Here is a 23,333-nt window from a genome sequence, read left to right on the forward strand (position 1 = left end):
GGCGCGGACCTGACGCTTTCCGGCACCACCACAAACGTGGAAGCCGGCCAGAACGTCACCGTCACCTTTGGCGGCAAAACATATACCGCCAGCGTTGACAGTAACGGAGCATGGACGCTGGTCGTCCCGGATGCGGATTTATCCACCCTGACTGACGGCAGCGCCCGCGTGGAGGCCAGCGTCAGCAATGTGGCAGGTAACAGCGCATCGGCCACCCGCGACTACAGCATCGACACCGATGCGCCGGTTATCTCCATCAACACGATCTCCGCGGATGACGTACTGAACGCGGCGGAACAGCAGCAGCCGCTGACCGTGCAGGGCAACACCAGCGCAGAAGCGGGGCAGACCGTAACGGTAACGCTGAATGGCGCTAATTACACCGCGCAGGTGCAGGCGAACGGCACCTGGAGCGTCACCGTGCCTGCCACCGATCTGGCCGGGTTAAGCAACGGTCCGCTGACGGTTTCCGCTGTTGTCAGCGACAAGGCGGGAAATGAAAGCCAGGCTGCCCATAATCTGACGGTGGATGCCAGCGCGCCGGTTATTACCGTCAATACGGTGGCGGGCGACAACATCATCAACAGTGGCGAGCAACGAGCCGGACAGACCCTCAGCGGCACCACAACTGCCGAACCGGGACAGACGGTAACCCTGACCTTTAACGGGCACACGTATCAGACGACGGTAGATACCAGCGGCAACTGGTCGCTATTCGTCCCGGCGGGCGATTTTACCGGCCTGGCGGACGGTAACTATGTCATCTCCGTCACCGTTAACGACGCGGCGGGTAATGCAGGTAACGTCACGCACAACGTTATCCTGAACGGTGATGTGCCGACTATCGCCATTGATGCCATCAGCACCGATGATGTGATCAATGCCGCAGAGCAAGGTGCTCCGTTGACTCTCAGCGGTACGACGGACGCGCCTGCCGGTCAGACGGTGACCATCACGCTTAACGGCAATCGCTATACCGCGGTGGTCGACAGCAACGGACAGTGGAGCTGCGTAGTGAGCAGCGTCGACGTCGCCGCGCTGGCGGACGGCACGGCGTATACGGTGAATGCGCAGGTCAGCAATACCATTGGCAACAGCGCCAGCGCCGATCGGGTAATGAACGTCGATCTGACCGCGCCAGTCCAGATCATCAACATTGATGCCGTGCAGGGCGACAGCGGCCTGAGCGGCAGCGACTTCATTACTAACAGCAATCTGGTGGTACTGGACGGCTCGCTCAGCGCATCGCTCGCCAATGGCGAAACCGCGCAGATCAGTCTTGATGGCGGGACAACCTGGATCGATCTGTTGGTGAACGGCACACAGTGGTCTTACGCCGACGGTCGTAGCCTGGCGGACGGCGGTTATCTGTACATTGTGCGAGTGATTGATGCGGCGGGTAACGTCGGATCGGTCGACAGTCAGTCGGTGCGGGTAGACACCACGCCGCCAGCCGTAACGCTGATCTCCGTTGATGCGATCACCCAGGATACTGGGCTGTCGACAAGCGATTACATTACGCATGACAACCAGATTTCCCTGCAAGGCTCGCTGAACGCGGCGATCGCCAGCGGTGAACATGTGCAGATCAGCCTTGATGGCGGCAACACCTGGACTGACGTCAGCGTCAGCGGACTGAGTTGGTCGTTTGCCGATGGGCGCACGCTCGCCGACGGCGATTATATTTATCAGCTGCGCGTGATCGACCAGGCGGGTAACGTCAGCGCGACCACCAGCCAGACGGTGACCGTGGATACTCTGGTACCGGACGCGACGAAAACCATCGTTTTTGACAGCATTACGGACGACAGTGGTCTGAGCAGTAGTGACTTTATTACGAAAGACACCTCGCTCAGTCTGCAGGGATCGCTGGGCGCGACGCTGGCGCCGGGCGAGATCGTCCAGATCAGCCTCGATGGCGGCGCCACCTGGCAGAACGTTACAGTGATTGGCAATAGCTGGTCGTTTGCCGATGGGCGTACGCTGGGCGAAGGCGTTCATGATTACTGGGTCCGCGTGATCGACACCGCCGGAAACATTGGCGCGACCGCGCACCAGCAGGTGTCCGTCGATCTGACCCCGCCGGACAGCGCGATCACGGTCAGCGTCGACAGTATCTCTACGGATACCGGTTACAGCAGCAGCGACTTCCTGACCAACGATACCTCGCTGACCCTCAGCGGCTCCCTTGGCGCGCCGCTTGCCGCAGGCGATCGCGTACAGATTAGCGTCGATAACGGCCTGACCTGGCATGATGTCGTGACGAACGGCAACAGTTGGCATTATGTCGATTCGCGCACGCTGCCGGAAGGCGATCAGACTTACCAGGTCCGCGTTGTCGATGTGGCGGGCAACGTGGGCGCGACAACGAACCAGGTTGTCACCGTCGATCTGACCGCATCCACCAACGCGGCGAATATCCACAGTTATACCGACGACGTTGCCTCTTCACGCGGCGAGTTCGCGGCAGGCACCACAACCGACGATCGTATGCCGGTGCTGAACGGCACGCTGACGACGGGTCTGCTGACCGGGGAAATGGTGCGTATTTACCGCGCCGACGGCACACTGGTCGGCGAAGCGGACGTCAACGGCACCGACTGGACGTTCCAGTTGAACGAACCGTTGGTTGACGGCGAAAAAGGGGAGTTCTATGCGGTTGTCGTCGATGCCGCTGGCAACGAAGGCGCGCAGTCGCCGGTATTTGATTTCACTGTCGACCTCAAAATGTATGCCGATACCCAGAATACGCTGGATACCACGCCGATTATTACAGGGCGCGTGGACTTTGAAATCCTGCCGGGCGAATACGTGGAGGTGACGATCAATAACGTCGTGTACAGCTCACGCAACGGCGCGGTGGTCATTGACCCGAAAAACAGCACCTGGTACGTGCAGCTCCCGGACAGCGACGTGCTGGCGCTGGGCACTTACGACGTGAAGGCCGCGCTGTTTAAAGCCGATGGCACGGAGATTACCCATGACGACACCACCGGTGAACTGACGGTTTCGCCAACGCCGTCCATCACCTTTACGTCATCCGCGGCCTCTTCGGAAGATACCGGTACCGCGCTAACCCTGGGCGAAGATGGGACGTGGCGTATCCTCAGTAACTCGACGGTCTTTACCCAGAACGCGACAGATTCGACTACCCTGGGCTCGTTTGACTCGGTGGCGATCAGCGGACCAGATCGTCAGCAGCAGTCGTCGTTTATCGATTTCGACCGCGATGGCCTGATGGATATTCTCGGCGCGGACACCAGCTATGCCAACGGACAGCAGTCGTTCAAATACAACGCCGACGGCAGCTATACCGCCTTCCAGGTGGGCGCTTATGGCGTGTCGGGCCAGACTAACGATCCGAACGGCAACGTCTACGGCTGGTACGGCGGCGCAATGGGGATCGATATCAACGGCGACGGCTATGTGGATATGGTCTACGGCGATGAAACGCCGAACGACTCTGAAGGACGGGGCGGCTATGACTCCGGGTTTGTACTCAACACCGACGGCACCGTGATGGGGTTTGATAAGACCGGCGCTTATGTCTATACCAACAACTCGCAGGACGGCGTGGCTTCGACCAATGGCGGTAACCCGACGCCGGACCGTGAAGTATCGGGCGTTGACCTGAACAACGACGGTTACGTGGACATTACCTATCACGCAACCTCAGGCACCAGTACGACTTCGGCCGGAGGCACCAGTAGCTCCAACTCCCGTCTGGCGATCGTAACCAACGGCGTGGATGCTAACGGCAATATGACGCTGACCAATACCCAACTGATCACGGATGTGTTCAACGGGGATAACGCATCCGATAACCATTACACCACGCTAACCTGGTCCGATCTGAATGGCGATGGCTATATGGATCTGTTTGTTGCCGGGTTGACCGCCAAAGGCGGCGCCACCAGCGCCATCTTCTATAACGACGGCACCGGCAAACTCACCGCGGCGGCCAACGGCGCGGGCGTAGGGTCAAACGTGCAGACGCTGGGCGACAGCGTGAACAGTATGTCCTCGCTGGCGGTGGACTGGAACGGCGATGGCCGGATGGATCTGATCGAAATCGCCGGAGCGGCGGGATCGACCATCGCCACCAATACCAGCAACGTGGGGCTGCTGTGGACCAACAACGGCGTGAACGGCAGCAACCAGGTTGACTGGTCTTCTCAGACTTTGCTAACCGGCGCGAACCAGGGCAGCACCAACATCACCACTGGCGCGTTGACGCTGGACCTGGATTATGACGGCGACAAGGATCTGGTGGTATTCCGCGCCGCGGGCGGTAAAACGGAATACATCGAGAACACCAGCACCATCAGCAACGGCACGAGCATGATTTTGCGTATTGTCGATGCCAACGGGATTAACGCCTTCTATGGCAATACCGTGCTGTTGGTGGATGAGAGCACCGGCAAGGTGGTCAGCTCGCAGGTGATTAACCCGCAGGGCGGTGTGAACATGAACGACTCGTCTGGTCTGGTCTACTTCTACGGTCTGGACGCCAGTAAGTCGTACAGCGCGGTGCTGCTGGCGAACGGTCAGGATTACGGCGGCGTGTCGTCGGCGACGTTTGACGCTTCCGGCGTAGTGAACACGGTTGAAAACGTCAACGCTTCCTGGGGCGGCCTGACGGCGGTGGAGAAGAACCATGCGTACGTCCTGACAGCGGAAGACGGCGCGTCAGCGACGAATAGCGCACTGGCGGCGACCGACGGCAGCAATACCGTGGGAATTGTGGGTACCGGCTACAACGATACGCTGAACGCTACCGCGGGCACCCATATCTATAACGGCGGCGGCGGTAGTCGCGTCGTGTCGGATGTGGACGTCTGGACCGCACAGGGTGGGATGGATATGGTGGATTACACGCTGGCGGGCAGCGCTGCGCTGAACATCGATCTCAGCAACGGCGCGATGCAGAACACCGGTTTTGGTCAGGCACAGTTCGTCAACATTGAAGGGATTGCCGGAGGCAACGGTGACGATGTCTTTACCGGCAGCACCGGCGAAAACGTCTTCAACGGGCGCGGCGGTAACGATACTTTCAATATTGGCAACGGCGGACACGATACCCTGTTGTACAAGCTGATCAACGCCTCAGACGCCGCTGGCGGCAACGGCAGCGACGTGGTCAACGGCTTTACCGTCGGCACCTGGGAAGGGACGGCGGATACCGATCGTATCGACCTGCGCGAACTGTTATCCGGCAGCGGCTACACCGGCAGCGGGTCAGCCACCTACGTCAACAGCGTCGCGACGCTGGATGCCCAGGCGGGGAATATCGAAGACTACGTCCGCGTGGTGCAGAACGGCAGCAACACCGAAATTCATGTGGATCTTGACGGTGCGGGCGGGGTCTCCGCCTCCACCACCGTGGTCACCCTGAACGGCGTACAAACCGACCTCGCCACCCTGCTGGCAAACCATCAGTTGGTGATTATGTAATAACCGACGTCCGGGGGAATCGCTTCCCCCGGCACACTTCGCGGTAAGTACGCACTAGACTAAAAAATGAACAGCGCAGAGTGGATAACAGGTTTATCGCGCTGCGGCAGAAACGAGTATGAGCACACAATCCGTTATTCCTCACGCAATTCCGTTACGGCGCAATGTCGCAGAACAGGAACAGAATGCTATGAACACGCAGTCGCAATATGAACCCTGGTTACAGGCTATGATCGGCGTGGCGCAACATTATCGTCTCGACTACTCGCAGGAGCATGTTCGGGTGTCGATAAACTATGAAACTGACTCCCCGCGCGAGCTGGTGTTAAAAGATATGGCGCGCCAACTGGGACTGGGTTTGCGCAGGGTCGCAGCGAAAGTCTCGCATCTCGATCCGTGGCGTCTGCCGCTGATTGCGGAATTTAGCGAAGGGCAAATCGCCGTCATTACCCGCATGGACAACGACGGGAATATCAGCCTGCAGTTCAGCGGCGATGAAGGGCTGGAAACTGTATTACCGCGCGATGAATTAAGCGCGCGACTGAAAGCGTTATTTATTTTACGTCCGCTGGAATCCACGCCTGACGCGCGCGTTGATGATTACATTAAGCCGTATAAGAAAAACTGGTTCTGGCAGTTGGCGTTAAAAGACTGGCCTCGCTATATCGACATTATGGTGGTTGCGCTGGTGGCGAACGTGCTGGCGCTCTCTGGCATGATTTTTTCGATGCAGGTTTACGACCGCGTAGTGCCCTCGCAGTCTGAAACTACCCTGTGGGTGCTGTTTGGCGGGGTAATGCTGGCGATCCTGTTTGAATTTATTATGCGTATGCTGCGCGTCTATATTTCTGACGTGGTGGGCAAGCGGGCCGACTTGCGTATTTCAGAACGCATTTTTGCTCATGCGATGCGGATTAAGAACGGCGCGCGATCCAAATCCACCGGATCGTTTATTGCCCAGATCCGCGAACTGGAGTCGGTGCGTGAGCTGATCACCTCAACCACCATCGCCGCGCTCTCCGATCTACCCTTCTTCCTGCTGTTTGTCTTCATTTTATGGATGATTGGCGGTCCGCTGGTGCTGGTGGTGCTGATGGCGGTTCCGCTGCTGCTGATCCCCGGCCTGCTGGTGCAGCGTCCGCTGGGGCGGCTGTCCAGCGAGGGGATGCGCGAGTCGGCTATCCGTAACGCCACGCTGGTGGAAGCGGTACAGGGCATTGAAGATATCAAACTGATGCGCGCCGAACAGCGTTTTCAGAACCAGTGGAACAACACCAACTTTGTCGCCGCTGATGTCGGCATGCGCCAGCGCTGGCTGACCAGTCTGTTGCTGACCTGGACCCAGGAAGTGCAGTCCATTGTCTATGCGGTGGTGTTGCTGATTGGCTGTTATCTGGTCATTGCTGGTGATATGACCACGGGCGCGCTGGTCGGGACCTCGATTCTGGCCTCGCGCACTATCGCGCCACTGTCGCAAATCTCCGGTGTGTTGTCGCGCTGGCAGTCGGCGAAGGTGGCGTTACAGGGGCTGGATGAGCTGATGCAGCGTCCGGTTGATGAGCCGCAGCAGGGCAAGAAAGTACATAAAGCGCACCTGCGCGGGCATTATCAACTGGAAAACGTCGCGTTTTACTACGACGAAGAAGAGAAAGTTAACGTGCTGACGGTGCCTTCGCTGAATATCAACGCCGGGGAGCGCGTGGCGCTGCTCGGTCGCAACGGCTCGGGCAAAAGTACGCTGCTGCAGGTGCTGGCGGGTATGCAGGAACCGCAGCAGGGGTCGGTGCTGCTCGACAATATCGCGCTCAATCACCTTGACCCGGCGGATCTGCGCCGCGATATGCAGTTGCTGAGCCAGCAGGCGCGCCTGTTCTTTGGCTCCATCCACGACAATATTACGCTCGGTAACCCCACGGCGACCGATGACGATATCCAGCAGGCGCTGGCGATCAGCGGCGCGCTCGAATTTGTGCGCAAGCAGAAAACCGGGCTGAACTATGTGATCAGCGAAGGCGGCGCCGGACTGTCGGGCGGACAACGTCAGGCGTTGCTGTTGGCGCGCGCGCTGCTGACGTCGCCGAATATTTTACTGCTGGATGAGCCCACTGCCTGGCTGGATGAAATTGGCGAGAGCCAGTTTATTCAGCACCTGAAGAACTGGCTGGGCAATACGCGAACGATGGTGGTGGCGACGCACCGTTTGCCGATCCTTGAACTGGTGGATCGCATTATCGTGCTCGATAACGGACGTATTGTCATGGACGGCCCGCGTGACGCCATTTTGCATAAACACGGTATGACGCCGCCGACGACAGGCAATGTTACCCGGATGCCGTCGAACAACTCAGGGAGAGCGTAAAATGCGCGATGTAAACCGTTTTAACAGTCGCCTAAGCGAGCCAAAACTGCCGCGCTCTTCCCTGATCGTCTGGTTCCTGTTTGCCCTGCTGGCGGCGTTTGTCGCCTGGGCGAGCTACTTTCATCTGGATGAAGTAACCACCGGCAGCGGCAAAGTGGTGCCATCGTCCCACGAGCAGGAGATCCAGTCGCTGGAAGGCGGCATTATCTACAAACTGCACGTGCGTGAAGGCGACATTGTGGAAAAAGGGCAAGTCCTGGCGCAGCTCGACCGGACGAAAACCGAGTCCGGCGTGCAGGAGAGCGAATCGAAACTGCATGCGGCGCTGGCGACCTCGGCGCGTTTAACGGCGGAAGTGAACGGCACCGAGCCGGTATTCCCGCCGGAGCTGAACAACGAGACGGCGCTGATAAACCAGGAGCGCGCGTTGTTTCTGTCCCGACGTGAAAGCCTGGAAAAAGGGATCCAGGGGCTGAAGCAGGGCATCGCGCTGATTGACGGCGAGCTGGCGCTCACCCAACCGCTGATCAAACAGGGCGCAGCCAGCCAGGTGGAAGTGCTGCGCCTGCGCCGGCAAAAGAATGAGATGGAAAATAAGATCGCCGAGCTGCAAACCCAGTATTACGTGCGCGCCCGTGAAGAGCTGGCGAAGGCCAACGCTGAAATCGAGACCGAGCGGTCAGTGATGCGCGGGCGGGAAGATTCGCTGACCCGCCTGACCTTTACCGCCCCCGTACGCGGCATTGTGAAAGATATTGACGTCACGACCGTGGGCGGTGTGATCGCCCCAGGCGGCAAGCTGATGAGCCTGGTGCCGTTAGACGATCAGATCCTGATTGAAACGAAAATCCTGCCGCGCGATGTTGCGTTTATCCATCCGGGGCAGGAAGCGATGGTAAAGATTACCGCTTACGATTACTCCATTTATGGCGGCATCAACGGCGTGGTGACGCTCATTTCGCCGGATACGATTCAGGATGAAGTCAAACGCGATCTCTACTATTACCGGGTTTACATTCGCACCAACAGCAATCAGTTAATTAATAAACAGAAAAAAGCCTTTCCGGTGTTTCCCGGCATGATTGCCACTGTGGATATCAAAACCGGCAATAAAACGGTGCTGGAGTATCTGCTGAAACCGCTGAACAAGGCGAAAGAAGCCATGCGGGAGCGATAACGACAGCCCGCAGTGGACAACGGTCCGCCGGGGAATTTCAGGGCGGACCAGCAGTTTTTTTATGTCAATGCCACTCCGCAGAGAGATGTACAGGCAAACGCGTAAAAATTCCTGTACAACGAGGGCGGTTATTTGTGCGCTTCATCAGATTCTTACCAAAAATTGGCAAATGTGTCTCTTGAAAATTGACTTAAATCAAACTGAAGGCACTTAATTTGCGTCCTTAAAAAATGTTGCCGTTTACGTCTTGTTTACCTTTCCAGTGCGACAAGCAGCAGTGGTAAGACGTCCGGGGGCAGAATATTGTGAGGCTCACTACAAAAATGATGGCGTAAGCATCGTTTAAGTCCCTCTAAAAACTCCGGTTATTCCGCGCAATGTAAACATTTATTTGAGGAGTAACTTATTGGCGAACAGGAATTTTCCACTATCGATCCACATTTTATCCATGTCAATTTACACCAGGCCGACGTGGAATAAAGGTCAGGGTGTAAAGGAATCGTGACGAAATAAAGGTTGCCAGTCTTCCCTTTCATTTGAAATAGCGTTCCATTTTGAGGCGATTTATTAACAATTAAATTACGTGACTGATGAATTTTTGTGCGTTGACTTGTTTTTCCGCTAACTGCATATTCCTCTCCTGTTAAGACCACCCGCTTTCAGGAGATGACAATGCCTTCTCGCGATTATCCCGATCAACGCAAAGCCAGAGGCACGCGTTCTAAAAATATGGTTCTGTTGAGCGCCCGCGTAGAGTCAACCCTTTGGGACTATGTCCGTGCGCTGGCGCTGGAAACGCGGAAAAGTAAGCAGGATATTATTGCCGAAGCGTTAATGCTTCACCGCACCGTCCACGAAGACGATCTTAAGCACGGCGCGGAAAATTAAGCGCAGGTTTTCAGACGTTGCCTTTGCCGCTCTGCCGTTCCGTGGACTGTATTAGCGCTTTTACAAGGGGCCTGACCCTGGCCGTCGTGATGATAACGATAATGATGTGGGGATGTACCGTCATCATATTTCCTTCGCCGATTATCACCACCCATAAAATAATTACGGATTTATTCTTTCGGAACTTCTGGAATGGCTTCATCGCGTTTCGAAAATAATCCAGGCCCGCTTTTTATGACTCCGGTGATTATTTTGCGCGGCAGCGTAATAAGCGCTTTTGTTGATAAAGCTGGGCGACACTGATTAATGCGGCAATCATTAGCGCCAGCGCGCCGCAGAGCGTTGCGCGGGTAATGGCCTCTGTTCCGCTGGCGAAAAAGGTGGTTAATAGCGGGCCGAGGATCTGCCCAATACCGTAAGTCAGCGTGACAAAGCCCAACAGATTGAGATTCCCGGGCACGCTCAGCTGACGGGCGAGGGTCATCACCAGCGAAGTGGTGCCCATAAAGGTCGCGCCAAAACCAATACTGCTGAGCACCAGCAGCGTCGGCGAGCCGCTGGCGAGGGTGAGGAGCACGCAGGCACCCTGAATCACCAGGTTTGCCGTCAGGCATTGCAGAACGCCCCAGCGTTTTGCGGCCCATAGCCAGCCGAAGCAGCCCGGCACAATCGAAAGGCCCACCAGCGTCCACAGGTGTACCGTTAAAAGCGGCGACCCCGCGTCTTTAGCCATCAACGGCAGATAGGTGGCAACAATAATGTAGCCGAACCCGGCAAGGCCATAGAGTATCGCCAGTAACCACCAGCGCATTGGCTGATGCTTTGCCTTAGCCAGTGGCGCGGGCGGTATCGCATGAGCGCGGGAAGGCAGCAGCAGCGCGAGCAAAACCACCAGCAGGCCGGAGAAGGCGGCGGCCCCTGTCCACAGGGTCTGCGAGGTGAGCGCCAGTTGAAGCCCGGCGATAACATACTCATTGCCCAGCGCGATGCCCACGCCGACCCCGGAAAACAGCGAGGCCACAACGAACGGATGACGGGTATGTTGCAGGATCAGCGTCGAGCCAAAAATCAGCATTCCGGCGCTGGCGACCCCGGCGAGAAAACGCGCCAGCATCACGCCGACCGGATGTGTCAGCGCCGCCATCGCCAGAATCAATATGCCGGTGGCGACGGCAGAGGTGAACAGCAGCGGGCGTAACCGTCCCGGCAGATGGAACAGACCAAAAGAGAACAGCAGGCTTCCCACCAGATAGCCCGCATAGTTGACGCTGGCGATCCACGACAGTTCGCTAAAACTAAAGCGTCCTTCAGCCAGCAGTACTGGCAGCATAGGCGTATACAAAAAGCGGCCTATGCCCATGCCGAGCGCTAAAACCATCATGCCAAACAGAGCGGTGCTAAAAGAAAAACGGTCAGCGAGATGATGCGGTTGTTGGCTCATGCCGTACCCTGTGTGATGATTCGCGTGGTAAGAGTGAGAGTAACAAATTTTTAACAACCGGGTAAGGCATAATGTGAATTTAGTGTGCAGGCACTGGCGTAAAGCGGTAAAACAGATTCGGTTCGCTGACGATAAAGATCGTGCCCTGGTTGTCCATCGCAATCCCTTCCGCCTGCTGGAGAGTCTTTGCCAGCCCGTGGTGGCCTCCAGTCAACGACAGGGAGCCAATCACGTCGCCGTCCCGCGTCACCTCTTTTAGCGTTCGTGACTCATGAGAAAGGATCAACAAGGTATTATTTTGTGAATTAAACTCTGCGCCGGAAATGTCTTTTACCGCCAGATTGCGCTGCAGCGCGAGATCCCGGCTAATCGAGAGCTCATCGTTACGCAGTAATCCCCGAACCGTGTAAATCTCAATCGGTTTACGCTCCTTAAAGAACCAGAAGGTACGATCGTTTTGTGACCAGGCCAGTCCTTCAAAACCGCGGTTGGTCGGCGTGTCATGCACAGCGAACTGCACTTTTTTGACGATTTTCACCTCTGAGCGCTCATTTACGGTGATCACGTAAATGGTGTAGTTTTTCTCATCGCTCACCACGAAGGTGTCGTCGCCGACGTATTCGATCGTTTCCATATCTTGCACAAAATCGAGCGGGATGGTGCGCAATAAGTCACCATCTTTGGTCAGCTCAACAAGGGTGGCGGGTCTGTTCAGGGTGCTGAACAGGGTGTCGCTTTTTTCCGACCAGGTGAGCGAAGAGATGTTGTTGCTAATGCCAGCAATTTCTTTGCCATCAATCGTGGCGCGATAGTGCTGTAGAGAAGAGTCCGGACGTTCGGCATCGGCCATCGCCCCGGTAAGGAGCGTGTAGCCCATTGCGGCGATAACCCCTGTAAACACGACAAACCCGGCCACGGGGCGTTTTAACAGCCAGACAATCCTTTTCATAAGCGATCTTTCCCTGAACGACGAACAGACGTCCAGTATTAGACAGAGATCTTAACGACTTCTTAACCGTCAAACGGATCGCTTTGAGACGGCATCGCTAGAGGATCTTTTTCAGATCCATCTCCTCCTGAATCCGTTCATTCCACGCAAGGTGAGTGCGGATCGCCTCTTCAATGCCGGCGTTGTAGAAGGCGGGGCCCAATTTATCGATAATAAAATCGATAAAAAACTCAGCGTCGAACTGCTCCAGGTGGAGATCGAACTGATCGCGGCAGTAGCGCTCCAGCTCGTCGCGCAAGCGCTCGCGCTCCGCTGCGGAAAGAGTGAGATCAGCCATAGTATTTCCTTAAAAGCCCATCAGGGCCGGGGCGTGGGATAACAGATAAAGCACCAGCCCAATGGTACCACCGACCAGGGTGCCGTTGACGCGGATAAACTGCAAATCTTTGCCGATATTCAGTTCAATCTGCCGCGACATATCGCGCGGGTCCCAGCTTTTTACCGTGTCGCTGATGTGGCGGGTCAGAAAGCTGGCGAACTCTGGGGCAACCCGATGCGCAGCCTGTTCCAGATGGCCATTAAGCGACGCGCGCAGCGCATCGTCGGCAATCAGCGTTTCGCCAAACCACTGGCCAGCGTTGGCGATCCGCTGTTTGACGCGCGAATCGTCGGCGTTGATATCGTTCTTCAGCCACTGGCGCAGATCCGCCCACAGCTCGCCCAGATAGCGGTTAAAGGCTTCATCTTCCTTCAGGTACTCTTTAATGCTTTCGGCGCGATCCGCCATTTCCGGATCGTTTTTCAGCTTATCGATAAGTTTGAATGTGGCGCGATCGAAAGCATGGCGGATCTGGTGAGCGCGATCCTGGCTGATATCATCCAGTAGCGAATTCACCGCGTCAGAAACCAGTTCGGCGCTGTGCTCGCCGAGCCATTCGGTCGGCAGAATTTTCGCTTTCAGCGGATGCTCGGTTTCCAGCCAGCGCACGATCTGCTGGGCGATAAACCGGCGTGAGCTGTCGCGTTGCAGCAGGGCGATAAGCTGGGCGATCAGCGTGTCGAGCAGCACCTGGTGACGATCGTTTTTGGTCATGCTTTCCAGCATCAGGGCGCTGGTACCGGAGAGATCCACCTTGTCGATGGCTTTATGTACCGCGCGTTTCAGCAGGCGCTGAATGCGGGCGTCGTCGGTCAGTTCCAGAAAACCGCTCATGATCTGCAATAAATGCAGGCCGACCCGCTGGGCATTGTCCGGCTGGCTAAACCACTTGCCGATTAACAGCGCCGGTTCGTGGCGGCGGATCAACGCCACCAGCGACTGAGTATCGAGGAATTTTTCCTGGACGAACTGGCCGAGATTCTCGCCAATGCGATCTTTATTGCGTGGGATGATTGCCGTATGGCGCGAGATAAACGGCAGCGGCACGCGGCGAAACAGCGCCACGACCGCGAACCAGTCCGCCAGCGCGCCGACCATCGCCGCTTCGGCAATGGCCTTGATTCCGCTAACCCAGAAACCGGGAGGCAGAAAAAGCGTGACCACAAAAGTGCTGGCGGCGATCAGCAGCAACGAGAGCGCCAGCAGTTTGGCGCGTTTAAGTTCAGCGATTTTATTCATACGCTTAAGGATAGAGGCAGACAGTGGGATTGTGCAACGCGTACTCAGCCCGGGATCCAGTTGTCCCAGGCCGGAAGAGCGCCGAGTTCCGCCACCAGAAAATCGATAAACGATCGTACCTTTGGGTTACTGTATTTGCTGGGGAAATAAAGCGCGTACAGGGTGTGCGTTTCGCAGGCGATCGTACCGTCGAGCATCAGCGGGGTGATCTCTTCTTTCTGGATATGATCGCCAATCAGGTAGGTGGGCAGATACGCCACGCCCTGATCTTCCAGCACCGATTTCAGCAGCACCAGACTGCTGTTGGCCTGAATCGGCATATGCAGTTTGAGCTGATGCAGCCGATCCTGCTCGTCGGCGACCTTTACGGTTGGCGTCAGGCCGGGGTAAACCAGACAGTCATGATCCACCAGATCGGCGCGCCGCAGCGGCATCCCTTTTTTGGCGAGATAGCCCGGTGAGGCGCACCAGGCCCAGCGGATCGGCACCAGCTTGCGCATCGCATAGTTTTGCGGCGGTGCGGTGGAGATGCGCAGCGCAATATCAAAGTCAGTATCGTTCAGGTTGATGAAATTATCGTTGAGATCGATATACAGATTCACGTCGGGAAACTGGGTGCGGTATTTATCCACCAGATTGACCAGCCGGGAATAACCAAAGGCAATAGAGCAGGTAATGCGTAATTCCCCCTGAGGATTGTGATAATAGCCAGAGGTGGTATTCAACGTTTCATCAAATTCTTTCAGTAATTTATTTGCGCGATTAAATAAATAGTGTCCTGCGTCGGTCAGGGTAATACTGCGGGTGGTGCGCTTAATTAAGGTCGTTCCTAATGTATCTTCCATTGCCGCCAGACTTTTACTTACCGCCGACGGCGAAACGTTAAGCTGCGCCGCCGCTTCAGATAAGCCGCCACAGTCGACAATCCGGACAAAAAACTCTAAATGCTTGAGTGAAATGGGCGCGCTCATTGTTTCCTTTTATTCACAAGTGATTTGCAAAAACGGTACGAATATGCCGTTACATTCCTTTCTGAAACATGCAACTATTGAATCACAGGAAACAACGTGCTGACAAAATGAAAAAATAACAACTTAAGTGAGTCAGGTCACAAAATAATAAGGAGGAAAAATCGGAACCCCATCAAATTGTGAATTTACTCTCATTTTATATTCTATTTTAATGAAAGGTGCCTCGTATGTGGTCACGACTCGAACCCTATAAATCGTCAATTATCTTATTAATCGCACTGGTGGCCGGCGGCGTATTCGGTATTTATGCCCCCGCGGTTGCCAGTCAACTTCAGCCAATAGGTCAGATTTTCCTGAACCTGCTGTTTATGATTATTGTTCCGCTGGTTGGCATTAGCGTGATGTCTTCTATTGCCAGCATGACCGACCTGAAGCGTCTGGGGCGCATTATGGCGGTTATTTTTATCGTCTCTATTGCGATGGCGTTTATACCCGCGGCAGGGATCGTCGCTCTGGCGCTGTGGTACAACCCGGCGCAGGGCGTCACTATCGATCTGTCCCAGTCCGTGCAGGCGGGCAGCGGCAAGATGGATTTTGTCAGTATGATCACCACCAATGATTTTATCGGCCTGTTTTCCAAGTCGAATATTCTGGCGTTGATCGTCATGGCGATCGTTGCCGGGATCGCTATCGGTCAGTCGGAGCAGGCCGGTAAGCGCATCGCGTCGCTGCTGGAAGACGCCAACACGGTGATCATGAAGATCGTGTCGATCATTATGAAGGTCGCGCCGGTCGGGCTTGGCTGCTACTTCGCGGCGACGATGGCCAGCCAGGACGCCGACTTGCTGCTGACCTTCGCCCGGGCAATTGGCCTGTTTATGGTCGCCACCCTGGTGTATTACGTCTTTGGCTCAATACTCTATTCGTACATCGGCGGGGGCGTTCCGGCGGTAAAAGCCTTCTGGCGCCACGCCATTGAGCCTTCCGTGACCGCGCTGGGCACCTGTTCCTCGCTGGGCACGTTACCGGTGACCCTGCGCGCGGGCAAGGCGATGGGCATTAATCCGGAAATTGTTGATGTCTCCGTGCCGCTGTTGGTCAACCTGAACAAGGGCGGCGTGGCGATGATTGCGGCGCTGAAGATTGTCTTTATCTATTCAGTACTGGGGATGGAATTTACCACCGAGACCTTCTTTTTGACCATGCTGATTGCCGTGCTGTCGGCGATTATCGTTGGCGGCGTGCCGGGTGGGGCGTTTCTCGGCGAGATCTTTATCGTCACCACGCTGGGACTGCCGATGGAGGCAATTCCGATGCTGGTGGTGCTTGGTACCATTACCGATGCTCCGGCAACGCTGATTAACGTCATTCACGATTTAAACGCGACGCAGATTGTTGAGCGCTTCGCGGGAAAGAAACAGGCCAGTGTCGGGACTAACCCTGACACGGCGACGGTATAAGTTTGCGTACGGATGAAGGATAAAAAATATGAAAGATTCAATGAAGCTTGAAACGCAGTTAATCATCGCCGGACGCGATAAGCGCTATACCCAGGGAGCGGTGAACCCGGTGATCCAGCGGGCCTCCTCGCTGGTGTTTGATACCGTCAAAGACAAAAAATTCGCCACTGCCAATCGCGCCAACGGCGAACTGTTTTACGGACGTCGCGGCACGTATACTCACTTCGCCTTTCAGAAGGCGATGAGCGAACTGGAGGGCGGCGTCGGCTGCGCGCTCTATCCGTGCGGCGCGGCGGCGGTGACCAATGCGATCCTCGCCTTTGTACAGGGGGGCGATCATCTGTTGATGACCGGCGCGGCGTATGAGCCGACCCAGGATTTCTGCAATAAGATCCTCAGTAAATTCAATGTCGAAACCACCTATTACGATCCTATGATCGGCGCGGGAATTGCCGAACTGATCCGACCGGAAACCAAAGTGGTGTTTCTTGAATCACCCAGTTCGATCACCATGGAAGTGCAGGATGTTCCGGGGATGGTAAAAGCGATCCGCGCGGTGAACCCGGAGATCGTCATTATGATCGACAACACCTGGGCGGCTGGCGTGTTGTTTAAGGCGCTGGACTATGGTGTGGACATTTCGATTCAGGCAGGAACCAAGTACACCATCGGTCATTCAGACGGTATGCTGGGTACGGCGGTGTCCAACGCCCGCTGCTGGGAGCGCCTGCGTGAGAATTCATATCTGATGGGGCAGACGCTGGATGCAGATACCGCTTATAACGGCAGCCGCGGCCTGCGTACGCTGTCGGTCCGCCTGAAGCAGCATCAGGAGAGCAGTATTGAGATTGCCCGCTGGCTGTCGGCGCGACCGGAAGTGGCGCGCGTGAACCATCCGGCGTTGGCGGAATGCCCGGGGCACGAGTACTTTGCGCGTGACTTTAGCGGCAGCTCCGGCCTGTTCTCCTTTGTGCTAAAAAAACGCCTGTCGGACACGCAACTGGCCGCGTTCCTTGATAACTTTTCGTTGTTCCATATGGCCTACTCCTGGGGCGGCTTTGAATCGCTGATTCTGGCGAATCAGCCGGAGGAGCTAAACAGCATCCGTCCGGCAGGGGACGTGGACTTCAGCGGAACGCTGGTGCGGGTGCATATCGGGCTGGAAGACGTGGGCGATTTGATTGCCGATCTCGACGCCGGATTTGCGCGCATCGCGTAAAGTGATTCCCTTGCCGGATGGCGCTGACGTTTAACCCACCTGCGAACCCTGTCGGTTGGTTAAGGGGTCTGCACCGCCATCCGGCTTGCTTTATTTCTCGAGCGCCAGCTCGGTTTCGCCATGCTGGCGCACGCGATGGAGTAAACCTCGTAGCGTGAATACGACCACCACGCCTGCCGCTACCGCCAGCAGGTGAAACGGGATTCGTCCGCCGTTAAACCACAACCAGCGGCCAACCTCGACGGAGACGGCCATCACCAGCAGAATCACCATATTCAGCGACGCCGAGACCGTGCCCTTGGGCAGATTGTTGGTAAACAACGTAAAGCGGAACAGCGTCGGGAAGATCATTCCAATACCAAACGCGTACAGGCTGGTGCCGATCACCGACCACAGCCAGACGTGCGGCCAGAGCAGGTTTCCGGCAATCAACACCGCGAGTCCGCTAAGCTGGATAGGCACCGCGCGCCAGATAAAGCGGGGATCGGTGGGATCGTTAACAAAACGTGCGACGATGGCGTTGGCGACGATCACTGCGCCGAACACCGGCACCTGCGCCCAGGCAAACTGCGAGGTGGTCATGCCGCCAGCGTCGATCAGGATCACCGGCGAAACGGCGACCCAGCTCATCATCGGGATATAGCTGAGCGACAGCGTCGCGGCGCCCGCGAGGAACACACGATTGCGGAACACATCGCGGAAGTCGCGCAGCACGCTGACCGCGCTGAATGGCACCGCGCCGCGCTTGACCGTTTCCGGCATGGTCAGCAACAGGCCAATAAATGCAAGAAAGCCCATCACGCCGATAATACCAAACAGCGCTTTCCAGTGGACAAAGTGCATCAGCGCCGCGCCGGAAAGCGGGCCGATAATAGGCGCCACAAGAACGATAGAGGTGATAATCGCCATCAATTTAATGCCTTTCGTCTGGCCGAAGGCTTCCTGAACCGTGACGTAGCCGACCGTCGCGATAAAGCAAATGCTGGTGCCCTGTACCACGCGCGCGATCAGAAACTGCGTCATGGTGGTGGTGAACAGCGTGGCGGTACAGGCGAGGGCGAAGATCAGCGCGCCGGTAATCAACACCGGCCTGCGGCCAATGCGATCCGAAAGCGGCCCCAGCAACCATTGCAACACCATGCCGCCGGTCAGATAAAGGCTGACCGCCGCGGGCGCAAGGCTGACGTCGGCGTTAAAATCGCGCACGACGTTGATGATGCCAGGCTGAATCAAATCCGTCGACAGATAAGCGGCAAAGTCATACACGATCAGCGCCATCGGAAAAAACAGCGACGTGGCGTGTCGTGAGAAAAAGTGAGAAATCCGTGACATCGTAAACGCACTCCATGTGGAACAACCCATAGCGGGAACAACGAAATTCAATACCGTCACAGGGACGTCAGGCAGAGAACGGGCGCAAACAGACTGCGGATGGACTGAATTTCATGTAATCAAAAGCGCTGTCCGCGCATAAACACAGACAGGAAAACACCACTGACTCACGTCAGAAAGTGTGTCGATTACAGATGACATTCAGCACATCACACCTCGGGAAAAGTAAGTTGAGTGGAAAATATACACATTAAGTGTAATTAAAATTTGACGGTAATCAAAAGAGTTTTGCGGGTTAATTCGGCGTAGCGACAATCAGCGGCCAGATAAACCGTCCGACAATCCCCACGCCAAAAACGCACAAGATGGCGCCAGCGGCCCGCTCAATCCACAGTAACCCGTGGGTGAAGCGCTGCTGGACGGCTGGCAGAGCGATAACCGTGACGATCAGTATATCCCATGCCAGCACCACGCTGGTCATCCAGATGCCGCTTACCGTTTGCTGCACCAGCGTCACCCCGGGGCCAAGCAACGCTGTCATTAGCGCCAGGTAAAACAGCGCGTTCTTTGGGTTGAGCAAAGAGGAGCCCAGCCCCAGCAGCAGCTGTTGGTGAAAACCCGGGTAAGCGTTTTCAGCGCCGGAACCGGACAACGTCTGCGGACGGCTTCGCAGCAGCAGGGTGCCAATCCACAGAAGATACACTGCGCCGAGCAGCTCAATGACGGTAAACAGGAGCGGCAGCTGGCGCAGGATCCCCCAGCCGACAATCGCCAGCAGGATGTACAGGCCATTGCCTGCGGCAATCCCGACACACAGCCCGGCGCTACCCCGCAATGGGTAGCGGACCGCATAGCCGACCAGTAAAAAGAAGTCGGGACCCGGACTCAGCAGCGCCACAAAATGTGCCAACGCCAGCGCGGGGAATGCCGACGGAAAGAGAACAGAGAAGCGTTCCATAGTGACCTCAGACAGTAAACCTGAGATCACCCTACCTTTTGTCCGGCGCTAATTATTGTCTGATATTGATCGCCCCGACGCATACTGTCGCGGCGTGGCGGCGGTATAGCTGACAAAGGTGCGATGAAAATGACTCTGATCGGCGAATCCGCTCTGGTAACTGACGTCGGCAATCGTCTCCCCGGCGCGTAAACGCGCACGGGCGTAACCGATGCGCGCGATGTTCAGGTAACTGCCCGGCGTCAGGCCGATATCCTGTTTAAAGGTGCGGATCAGCGTCTCTTTACGCATCTGGCACTCATGGGCTAACTCATCCAGCGACGGTGGAGAAAGCAAATCGCTTTGCAGGCGTGTCAGTAAATAGCGACTGCTGGCGCGTGGAGTATCTGTCGTGCCAATGTGCAAGGGGAGCTGGCGCAGCAGACGCTGGGCGGCGCTCGCTACCGCTGCCGTCTGTCGGCGCGCCATGAACGTAACCAGCGTAAGGTAATCGGCAAACAGCGACGGGCTGCGAATGACCGGCGCGGGGGCGACAAGGCGCGCGCTGGCGGTCACGCCAACGAATTGCGCACGGCACCAGTCTGCGTCCAGATAGAGCATATGATAGCTGCGACACTGTCCGTCTACCGGGTTGCAGCTGTGTGGCGCATCCGGCGGGATCACAATCAGATCGCCTGCCTGCAGGCGGTACTCTACACCGTGACTGACGCAACGGGTTTCTCCTTCCAGGATCGCGCCAACCGACAGTTGCGGGTGGTAATGGCGCTTGTAGGCCTGATGGCTGCGTCTGGTACTGCGTAATTCCAGCCACGGCAGTTGTTCGTCACGCCAGAATGATTGTGAAATATTTCGGGTGCGGTTCACGGTCAGCCTCTCCTGTTGATAATGATGAGTTATACCACAGGCCGGACGGCGGAAACGTCGTAATCGCCGACGTTGTGTGGTTTTTGCGTAGCGCATTCCGCGAACATGTTGCTGTTACATCTGGGGGGACTTTTTCTCTGGAGGCGTTTCGCAGAGAAGAAAAGTGGCGCATGAAACGGGGGAGGCGGCACGGTAACGTGGCGGTAAATTTTTTAGGTGATGGACCGCCATGAGCAAATCAAATACATCCACCCCGCATGACGCCGTGTTTAAGACCTTTCTGCGCCATCCGGATACCGCCCGTGATTTTCTGGATATTCACCTTCCGGCTTCGCTGCGATCGCTGTGCGATTTGCAGACGCTGAAGCTGGAGCCGACCAGTTTTATTGAAGACAATCTGCGGGCGTATTATTCAGATGTGCTGTGGTCGGTACAAACCGATGAGGGCGAGGGGTATATCTATGTGGTTATCGAGCATCAAAGCACGCCTGATGCACATATGGCATTCAGGCTGATGCGCTACGCCATCGCGGCGATGCAACAGCATTTAGACGCCGGGCATAAGCGGCTGCCGCTGGTGGTGCCGATGCTGTTTTATCACGGCGCGGAAAGCCCTTATCCCTTCTCCCTGAACTGGCTGGATGACTTTGCCGATCCTGCGCTGGCGCGTGAACTGTATAGCGCCGCGTTCCCTCTGGTGGATATCACGGTGATCCCGGACGATGAAATTATGCAGCATCGGCGGATGGCGGTACTGGAGTTGGTCCAAAAGCATATTCGCAGACGCGATCTGTTGGGGCTGGTAGAACAACTGGCATCGCTACTCGTTACCGGTTGCGCTAATGACAGACAGTTGAAAGCGCTGTTTAATTATTTACAAAGACAGCACGGTTATACGCCACGGTTCAGCGTCTTTCTGGAAGAGATGGCGCAGCGGGTGCCTCAACACAAGGAGCGATTAATGACGGTTGCAGAAAGATTTCGTAATGCGATTCTCAGAAAAGGGATCCGCCAGGGCATGGAGCAGGGTAAACAGGAAGGCAAACAGGAAGGGCTGGCCGAAGGCCAGCGCGCAGCAGCCCGGCGTATTGCCGCAATGATGCTCGCGGAGGGGATTGAACCTCCAACGGTGCAGCGTCTGACCGGGCTCTCTGCGGAAGAGATACAAAACGTGGCGCATTGAGGGGCGCCCGACTGGCAACGCGTAGCGGGTGGCAGAAGCTAGTCCATCGCCACCTTAATCGCCTCGCCAAGCTTTTGCATCACTTCCCGGTGTTTCTCGTCCGGTGGTAGCGCGCAATTGATGCGCACGCAGTTGCGGTATTTACCTGATGCCGAAAACAGGGAGCCGGGCGCAACCTGGATTCTCAGTCGACAGAGTTGTTTCGCCACGCAGACCATATCGACCTGTTCTGGTAATTCAACCCACAGTAAAAAACCGCCTTTTGGCCGCGTGATGCAGATGCCGCCGGGAAAATATTCCCGTGCCCAGCAGGTGTAGATTTCCATGTTGCGTTGGTAAATCTGGCGCATTCGCCGGAGGTGACGGTGATAGTGACCCTCCCGGACAAACGCGGCCGCCGCCAGTTGGGTGACCGGGACGTTGGAGCCGATAACGGCGTACTTCATATGCAGCAGCTTGTCATGGTAACGGCCAGGCGCCACCCAACCGACGCGCAGGCCCGGCGCGACCGATTTGGTAAACGAGCTGCACAGAATCACCCGTCCGTCGATATCCCAGGCGTGAATGGTTTTCGGGCGAGGGTACTCCGAGGCCAGTTCGCCGTAAACATCGTCTTCGAAAATAACGATATCGTGACGCTGGGCGAGCGCCAGTACCGCTTTCTTACGCGCATCCGGCATGATAAACCCAAGCGGATTATTGCAGTTTGGCACCAGTATGACCCCTTTGACCGGCCATTGTTCCAGCGCCAGTTCCAGCGCTTCGATACTGATCCCCGTATCCGGATCGGTAGGAATTTCAATTACTTTGATGCCTAAACCGCGCAGAAGCTGCATGGTGCCGTAGTATGCGGGCGATTCCACGGCGACAATATCCCCCGGCTGACACACCGCCAGCAGCGCCAGCGACATGCTGCTCTGGCTGCCGCTGGTTATGACAATATCTTCGGCGGTGACCACGGAACCGCCGTCGAGCATCAGCCGCGCGATTTGCTGACGCAGTTCGCGACAGCCGGATAGCTCATCATAGCCCAGCACCGCGCTCAGATTGTGCTGCGCAACGCGGCTTAACTCGCGCCAGAGCGGCTTCAGGCTTGGCTGGCTGATGTCCGGGATGCCGCTACTAAAGGGAATGATGGACGCGTCGTGATGCCCTTCCAGCATATCCTGCACCTGATCCCACTGGGTGATCTCCACCGGACGCTGTACCGGTCGTGACATCGGAGGGACCGGCGGCTGCGCTTTGCGCGGCGCGACAAAATAGCCCGACCGCGGCTGTGGCGTAATGAGCTGCTGCGATTCCAGGCGCTGATACGCCTGTTGCACAGTACTGATACTCACGCCATGTTGCTGGCTCAGGCTGCGCACTGACGGCAATTTTTCTCCATGACGATATAAACCTTGCTCAATACGTTCAGCCAGCAGATTGGCCAGATGTTGATAACGCGTCATGCTGTATCC

16 protein-coding genes are annotated in these 23,333 nt (G+C 56.4%); 7 read left to right on the top strand and 9 right to left on the bottom strand.

Translation table 11 applies throughout. From position 1 onward, the window contains the following. The 4 genes from OGY07_RS12035 to OGY07_RS12050 form a co-directional block, all read left to right on the top strand. On the top strand, positions 1–5,454 hold a 5,454-nt coding region (locus OGY07_RS12035), incomplete at its 5' end, for an Ig-like domain-containing protein (RefSeq protein ID WP_286600803.1). 190 nt (positions 5,455–5,644) lie between these two features. Then, positions 5,645–7,813 carry a type I secretion system permease/ATPase gene (locus OGY07_RS12040; RefSeq protein ID WP_199957247.1) on the top strand — a complete coding sequence of 723 codons (2,169 nt, stop codon included), beginning with the start codon at positions 5,645–5,647 and terminating at the stop codon, positions 7,811–7,813. Position 7,814: 1 nt separating this feature from the next. After that, complete coding sequence (locus OGY07_RS12045) at positions 7,815–8,990, top strand: HlyD family type I secretion periplasmic adaptor subunit (protein ID WP_199957238.1); 1,176 nt, start codon at positions 7,815–7,817, stop codon at positions 8,988–8,990. Between the two features lie 672 nt (positions 8,991–9,662). Continuing rightward, a complete protein-coding gene (locus OGY07_RS12050) occupies positions 9,663–9,878 on the top strand; it encodes a hypothetical protein (protein WP_042292358.1) in 216 nt (71 codons plus the stop codon). A 247-nt stretch (positions 9,879–10,125) separates the two neighbouring features. Here OGY07_RS12050 and OGY07_RS12055 read toward each other — a convergent pair whose 3' ends face one another. From OGY07_RS12055 to OGY07_RS12075, 5 genes are all read right to left on the bottom strand, one after another. Further along, positions 10,126–11,319: an MFS transporter gene (locus tag OGY07_RS12055; RefSeq protein WP_042292351.1), complete on the bottom strand. Its 1,194-nt coding sequence runs from the start codon at positions 11,317–11,319 to the stop codon at positions 10,126–10,128. A gap of 79 nt (positions 11,320–11,398) precedes the next feature. Beyond that, positions 11,399–12,196, bottom strand: a complete 798-nt coding sequence (locus tag OGY07_RS12060) for an SdiA-regulated domain-containing protein (protein ID WP_286600909.1) — start codon at positions 12,194–12,196, stop codon at positions 11,399–11,401. A 169-nt stretch (positions 12,197–12,365) separates the two neighbouring features. Then, positions 12,366–12,605 carry a DUF2164 domain-containing protein gene (locus tag OGY07_RS12065; RefSeq protein WP_042292346.1) on the bottom strand — a complete coding sequence of 80 codons (240 nt, stop codon included), beginning with the start codon at positions 12,603–12,605 and terminating at the stop codon, positions 12,366–12,368. 9 nt (positions 12,606–12,614) lie between these two features. Further along, entirely contained in the window at positions 12,615–13,886 is a 1,272-nt protein-coding gene (locus OGY07_RS12070) for a DUF445 domain-containing protein (protein WP_269535728.1), read from the bottom strand. A 44-nt stretch (positions 13,887–13,930) separates the two neighbouring features. After that, positions 13,931–14,857: a LysR family transcriptional regulator gene (locus OGY07_RS12075; RefSeq protein WP_060570336.1), complete on the bottom strand. Its 927-nt coding sequence runs from the start codon at positions 14,855–14,857 to the stop codon at positions 13,931–13,933. Between the two features lie 227 nt (positions 14,858–15,084). On the opposite strand from OGY07_RS12075, the gene OGY07_RS12080 reads away from it, so the two are divergent. Together OGY07_RS12080 and metC are read left to right on the top strand one after the other, a co-directional pair. Further along, entirely contained in the window at positions 15,085–16,317 is a 1,233-nt protein-coding gene (locus tag OGY07_RS12080) for a dicarboxylate/amino acid:cation symporter (RefSeq protein ID WP_286600808.1), read from the top strand. Positions 16,318–16,345: 28 nt separating this feature from the next. After that, on the top strand, positions 16,346–17,536 hold the full coding sequence (gene metC / locus OGY07_RS12085; RefSeq protein WP_286600810.1) for a cystathionine beta-lyase: 1,191 nt from the start codon (positions 16,346–16,348) through the stop codon (positions 17,534–17,536). A 90-nt stretch (positions 17,537–17,626) separates the two neighbouring features. Here metC and mdtM read toward each other — a convergent pair whose 3' ends face one another. From mdtM to OGY07_RS12100, 3 genes are all read right to left on the bottom strand, one after another. Continuing rightward, positions 17,627–18,859, bottom strand: coding sequence for a multidrug efflux MFS transporter MdtM (mdtM, locus tag OGY07_RS12090; RefSeq protein WP_120714896.1), 1,233 nt, complete (start codon positions 18,857–18,859; stop codon positions 17,627–17,629). Between the two features lie 304 nt (positions 18,860–19,163). After that, positions 19,164–19,826, bottom strand: a complete 663-nt coding sequence (locus OGY07_RS12095) for a LysE family translocator (RefSeq protein WP_199957232.1) — start codon at positions 19,824–19,826, stop codon at positions 19,164–19,166. A 48-nt stretch (positions 19,827–19,874) separates the two neighbouring features. After that, entirely contained in the window at positions 19,875–20,690 is an 816-nt protein-coding gene (locus OGY07_RS12100) for a helix-turn-helix transcriptional regulator (RefSeq protein WP_042292333.1), read from the bottom strand. Positions 20,691–20,919: 229 nt separating this feature from the next. Between OGY07_RS12100 and OGY07_RS12105 the strand changes: the two genes are divergently transcribed. Further along, the gene (locus tag OGY07_RS12105) at positions 20,920–21,873 is read left to right on the top strand and encodes an Rpn family recombination-promoting nuclease/putative transposase (RefSeq protein ID WP_286600813.1); all 954 of its coding nucleotides are present in this window, start codon (positions 20,920–20,922) and stop codon (positions 21,871–21,873) included. Positions 21,874–21,911: 38 nt separating this feature from the next. Here OGY07_RS12105 and OGY07_RS12110 read toward each other — a convergent pair whose 3' ends face one another. Continuing rightward, positions 21,912–23,324, bottom strand: coding sequence for an aminotransferase-like domain-containing protein (locus OGY07_RS12110; protein WP_060570330.1), 1,413 nt, complete (start codon positions 23,322–23,324; stop codon positions 21,912–21,914). Positions 23,325–23,333: the final 9 nt, after the last annotated feature.

Origin of the sequence: Citrobacter sp. Cs237, from assembly GCF_030332325.1 — a bacterium.
GTDB classification, from domain to species: domain Bacteria; phylum Pseudomonadota; class Gammaproteobacteria; order Enterobacterales; family Enterobacteriaceae; genus Citrobacter_A; species Citrobacter_A sedlakii.

Excerpts from the sequence above, each read along its gene's own strand:
- OGY07_RS12040 (WP_199957247.1), top strand. The coding sequence starts at position 5,645 with ATGAACACGCAGTCGCAATATGAACCCTGGTTACAGGCTATGATCGGC.
- OGY07_RS12045 (WP_199957238.1), top strand. The coding sequence starts at position 7,815 with ATGCGCGATGTAAACCGTTTTAACAGTCGCCTAAGCGAGCCAAAACTG.
- OGY07_RS12050 (WP_042292358.1), top strand. The coding sequence starts at position 9,663 with ATGCCTTCTCGCGATTATCCCGATCAACGCAAAGCCAGAGGCACGCGT.
- OGY07_RS12055 (WP_042292351.1), bottom strand. The coding sequence starts at position 11,319 with ATGAGCCAACAACCGCATCATCTCGCTGACCGTTTTTCTTTTAGCACC.
- OGY07_RS12060 (WP_286600909.1), bottom strand. The coding sequence starts at position 12,196 with ATGGGCTACACGCTCCTTACCGGGGCGATGGCCGATGCCGAACGTCCG.
- OGY07_RS12065 (WP_042292346.1), bottom strand. The coding sequence starts at position 12,605 with ATGGCTGATCTCACTCTTTCCGCAGCGGAGCGCGAGCGCTTGCGCGAC.
- OGY07_RS12070 (WP_269535728.1), bottom strand. The coding sequence starts at position 13,886 with ATGAATAAAATCGCTGAACTTAAACGCGCCAAACTGCTGGCGCTCTCG.
- OGY07_RS12075 (WP_060570336.1), bottom strand. The coding sequence starts at position 14,857 with ATGAGCGCGCCCATTTCACTCAAGCATTTAGAGTTTTTTGTCCGGATT.
- OGY07_RS12080 (WP_286600808.1), top strand. The coding sequence starts at position 15,085 with ATGTGGTCACGACTCGAACCCTATAAATCGTCAATTATCTTATTAATC.
- metC (WP_286600810.1), top strand. The coding sequence starts at position 16,346 with ATGAAAGATTCAATGAAGCTTGAAACGCAGTTAATCATCGCCGGACGC.
- OGY07_RS12095 (WP_199957232.1), bottom strand. The coding sequence starts at position 19,826 with ATGGAACGCTTCTCTGTTCTCTTTCCGTCGGCATTCCCCGCGCTGGCG.
- OGY07_RS12105 (WP_286600813.1), top strand. The coding sequence starts at position 20,920 with ATGAGCAAATCAAATACATCCACCCCGCATGACGCCGTGTTTAAGACC.
- OGY07_RS12110 (WP_060570330.1), bottom strand. The coding sequence starts at position 23,324 with ATGACGCGTTATCAACATCTGGCCAATCTGCTGGCTGAACGTATTGAG.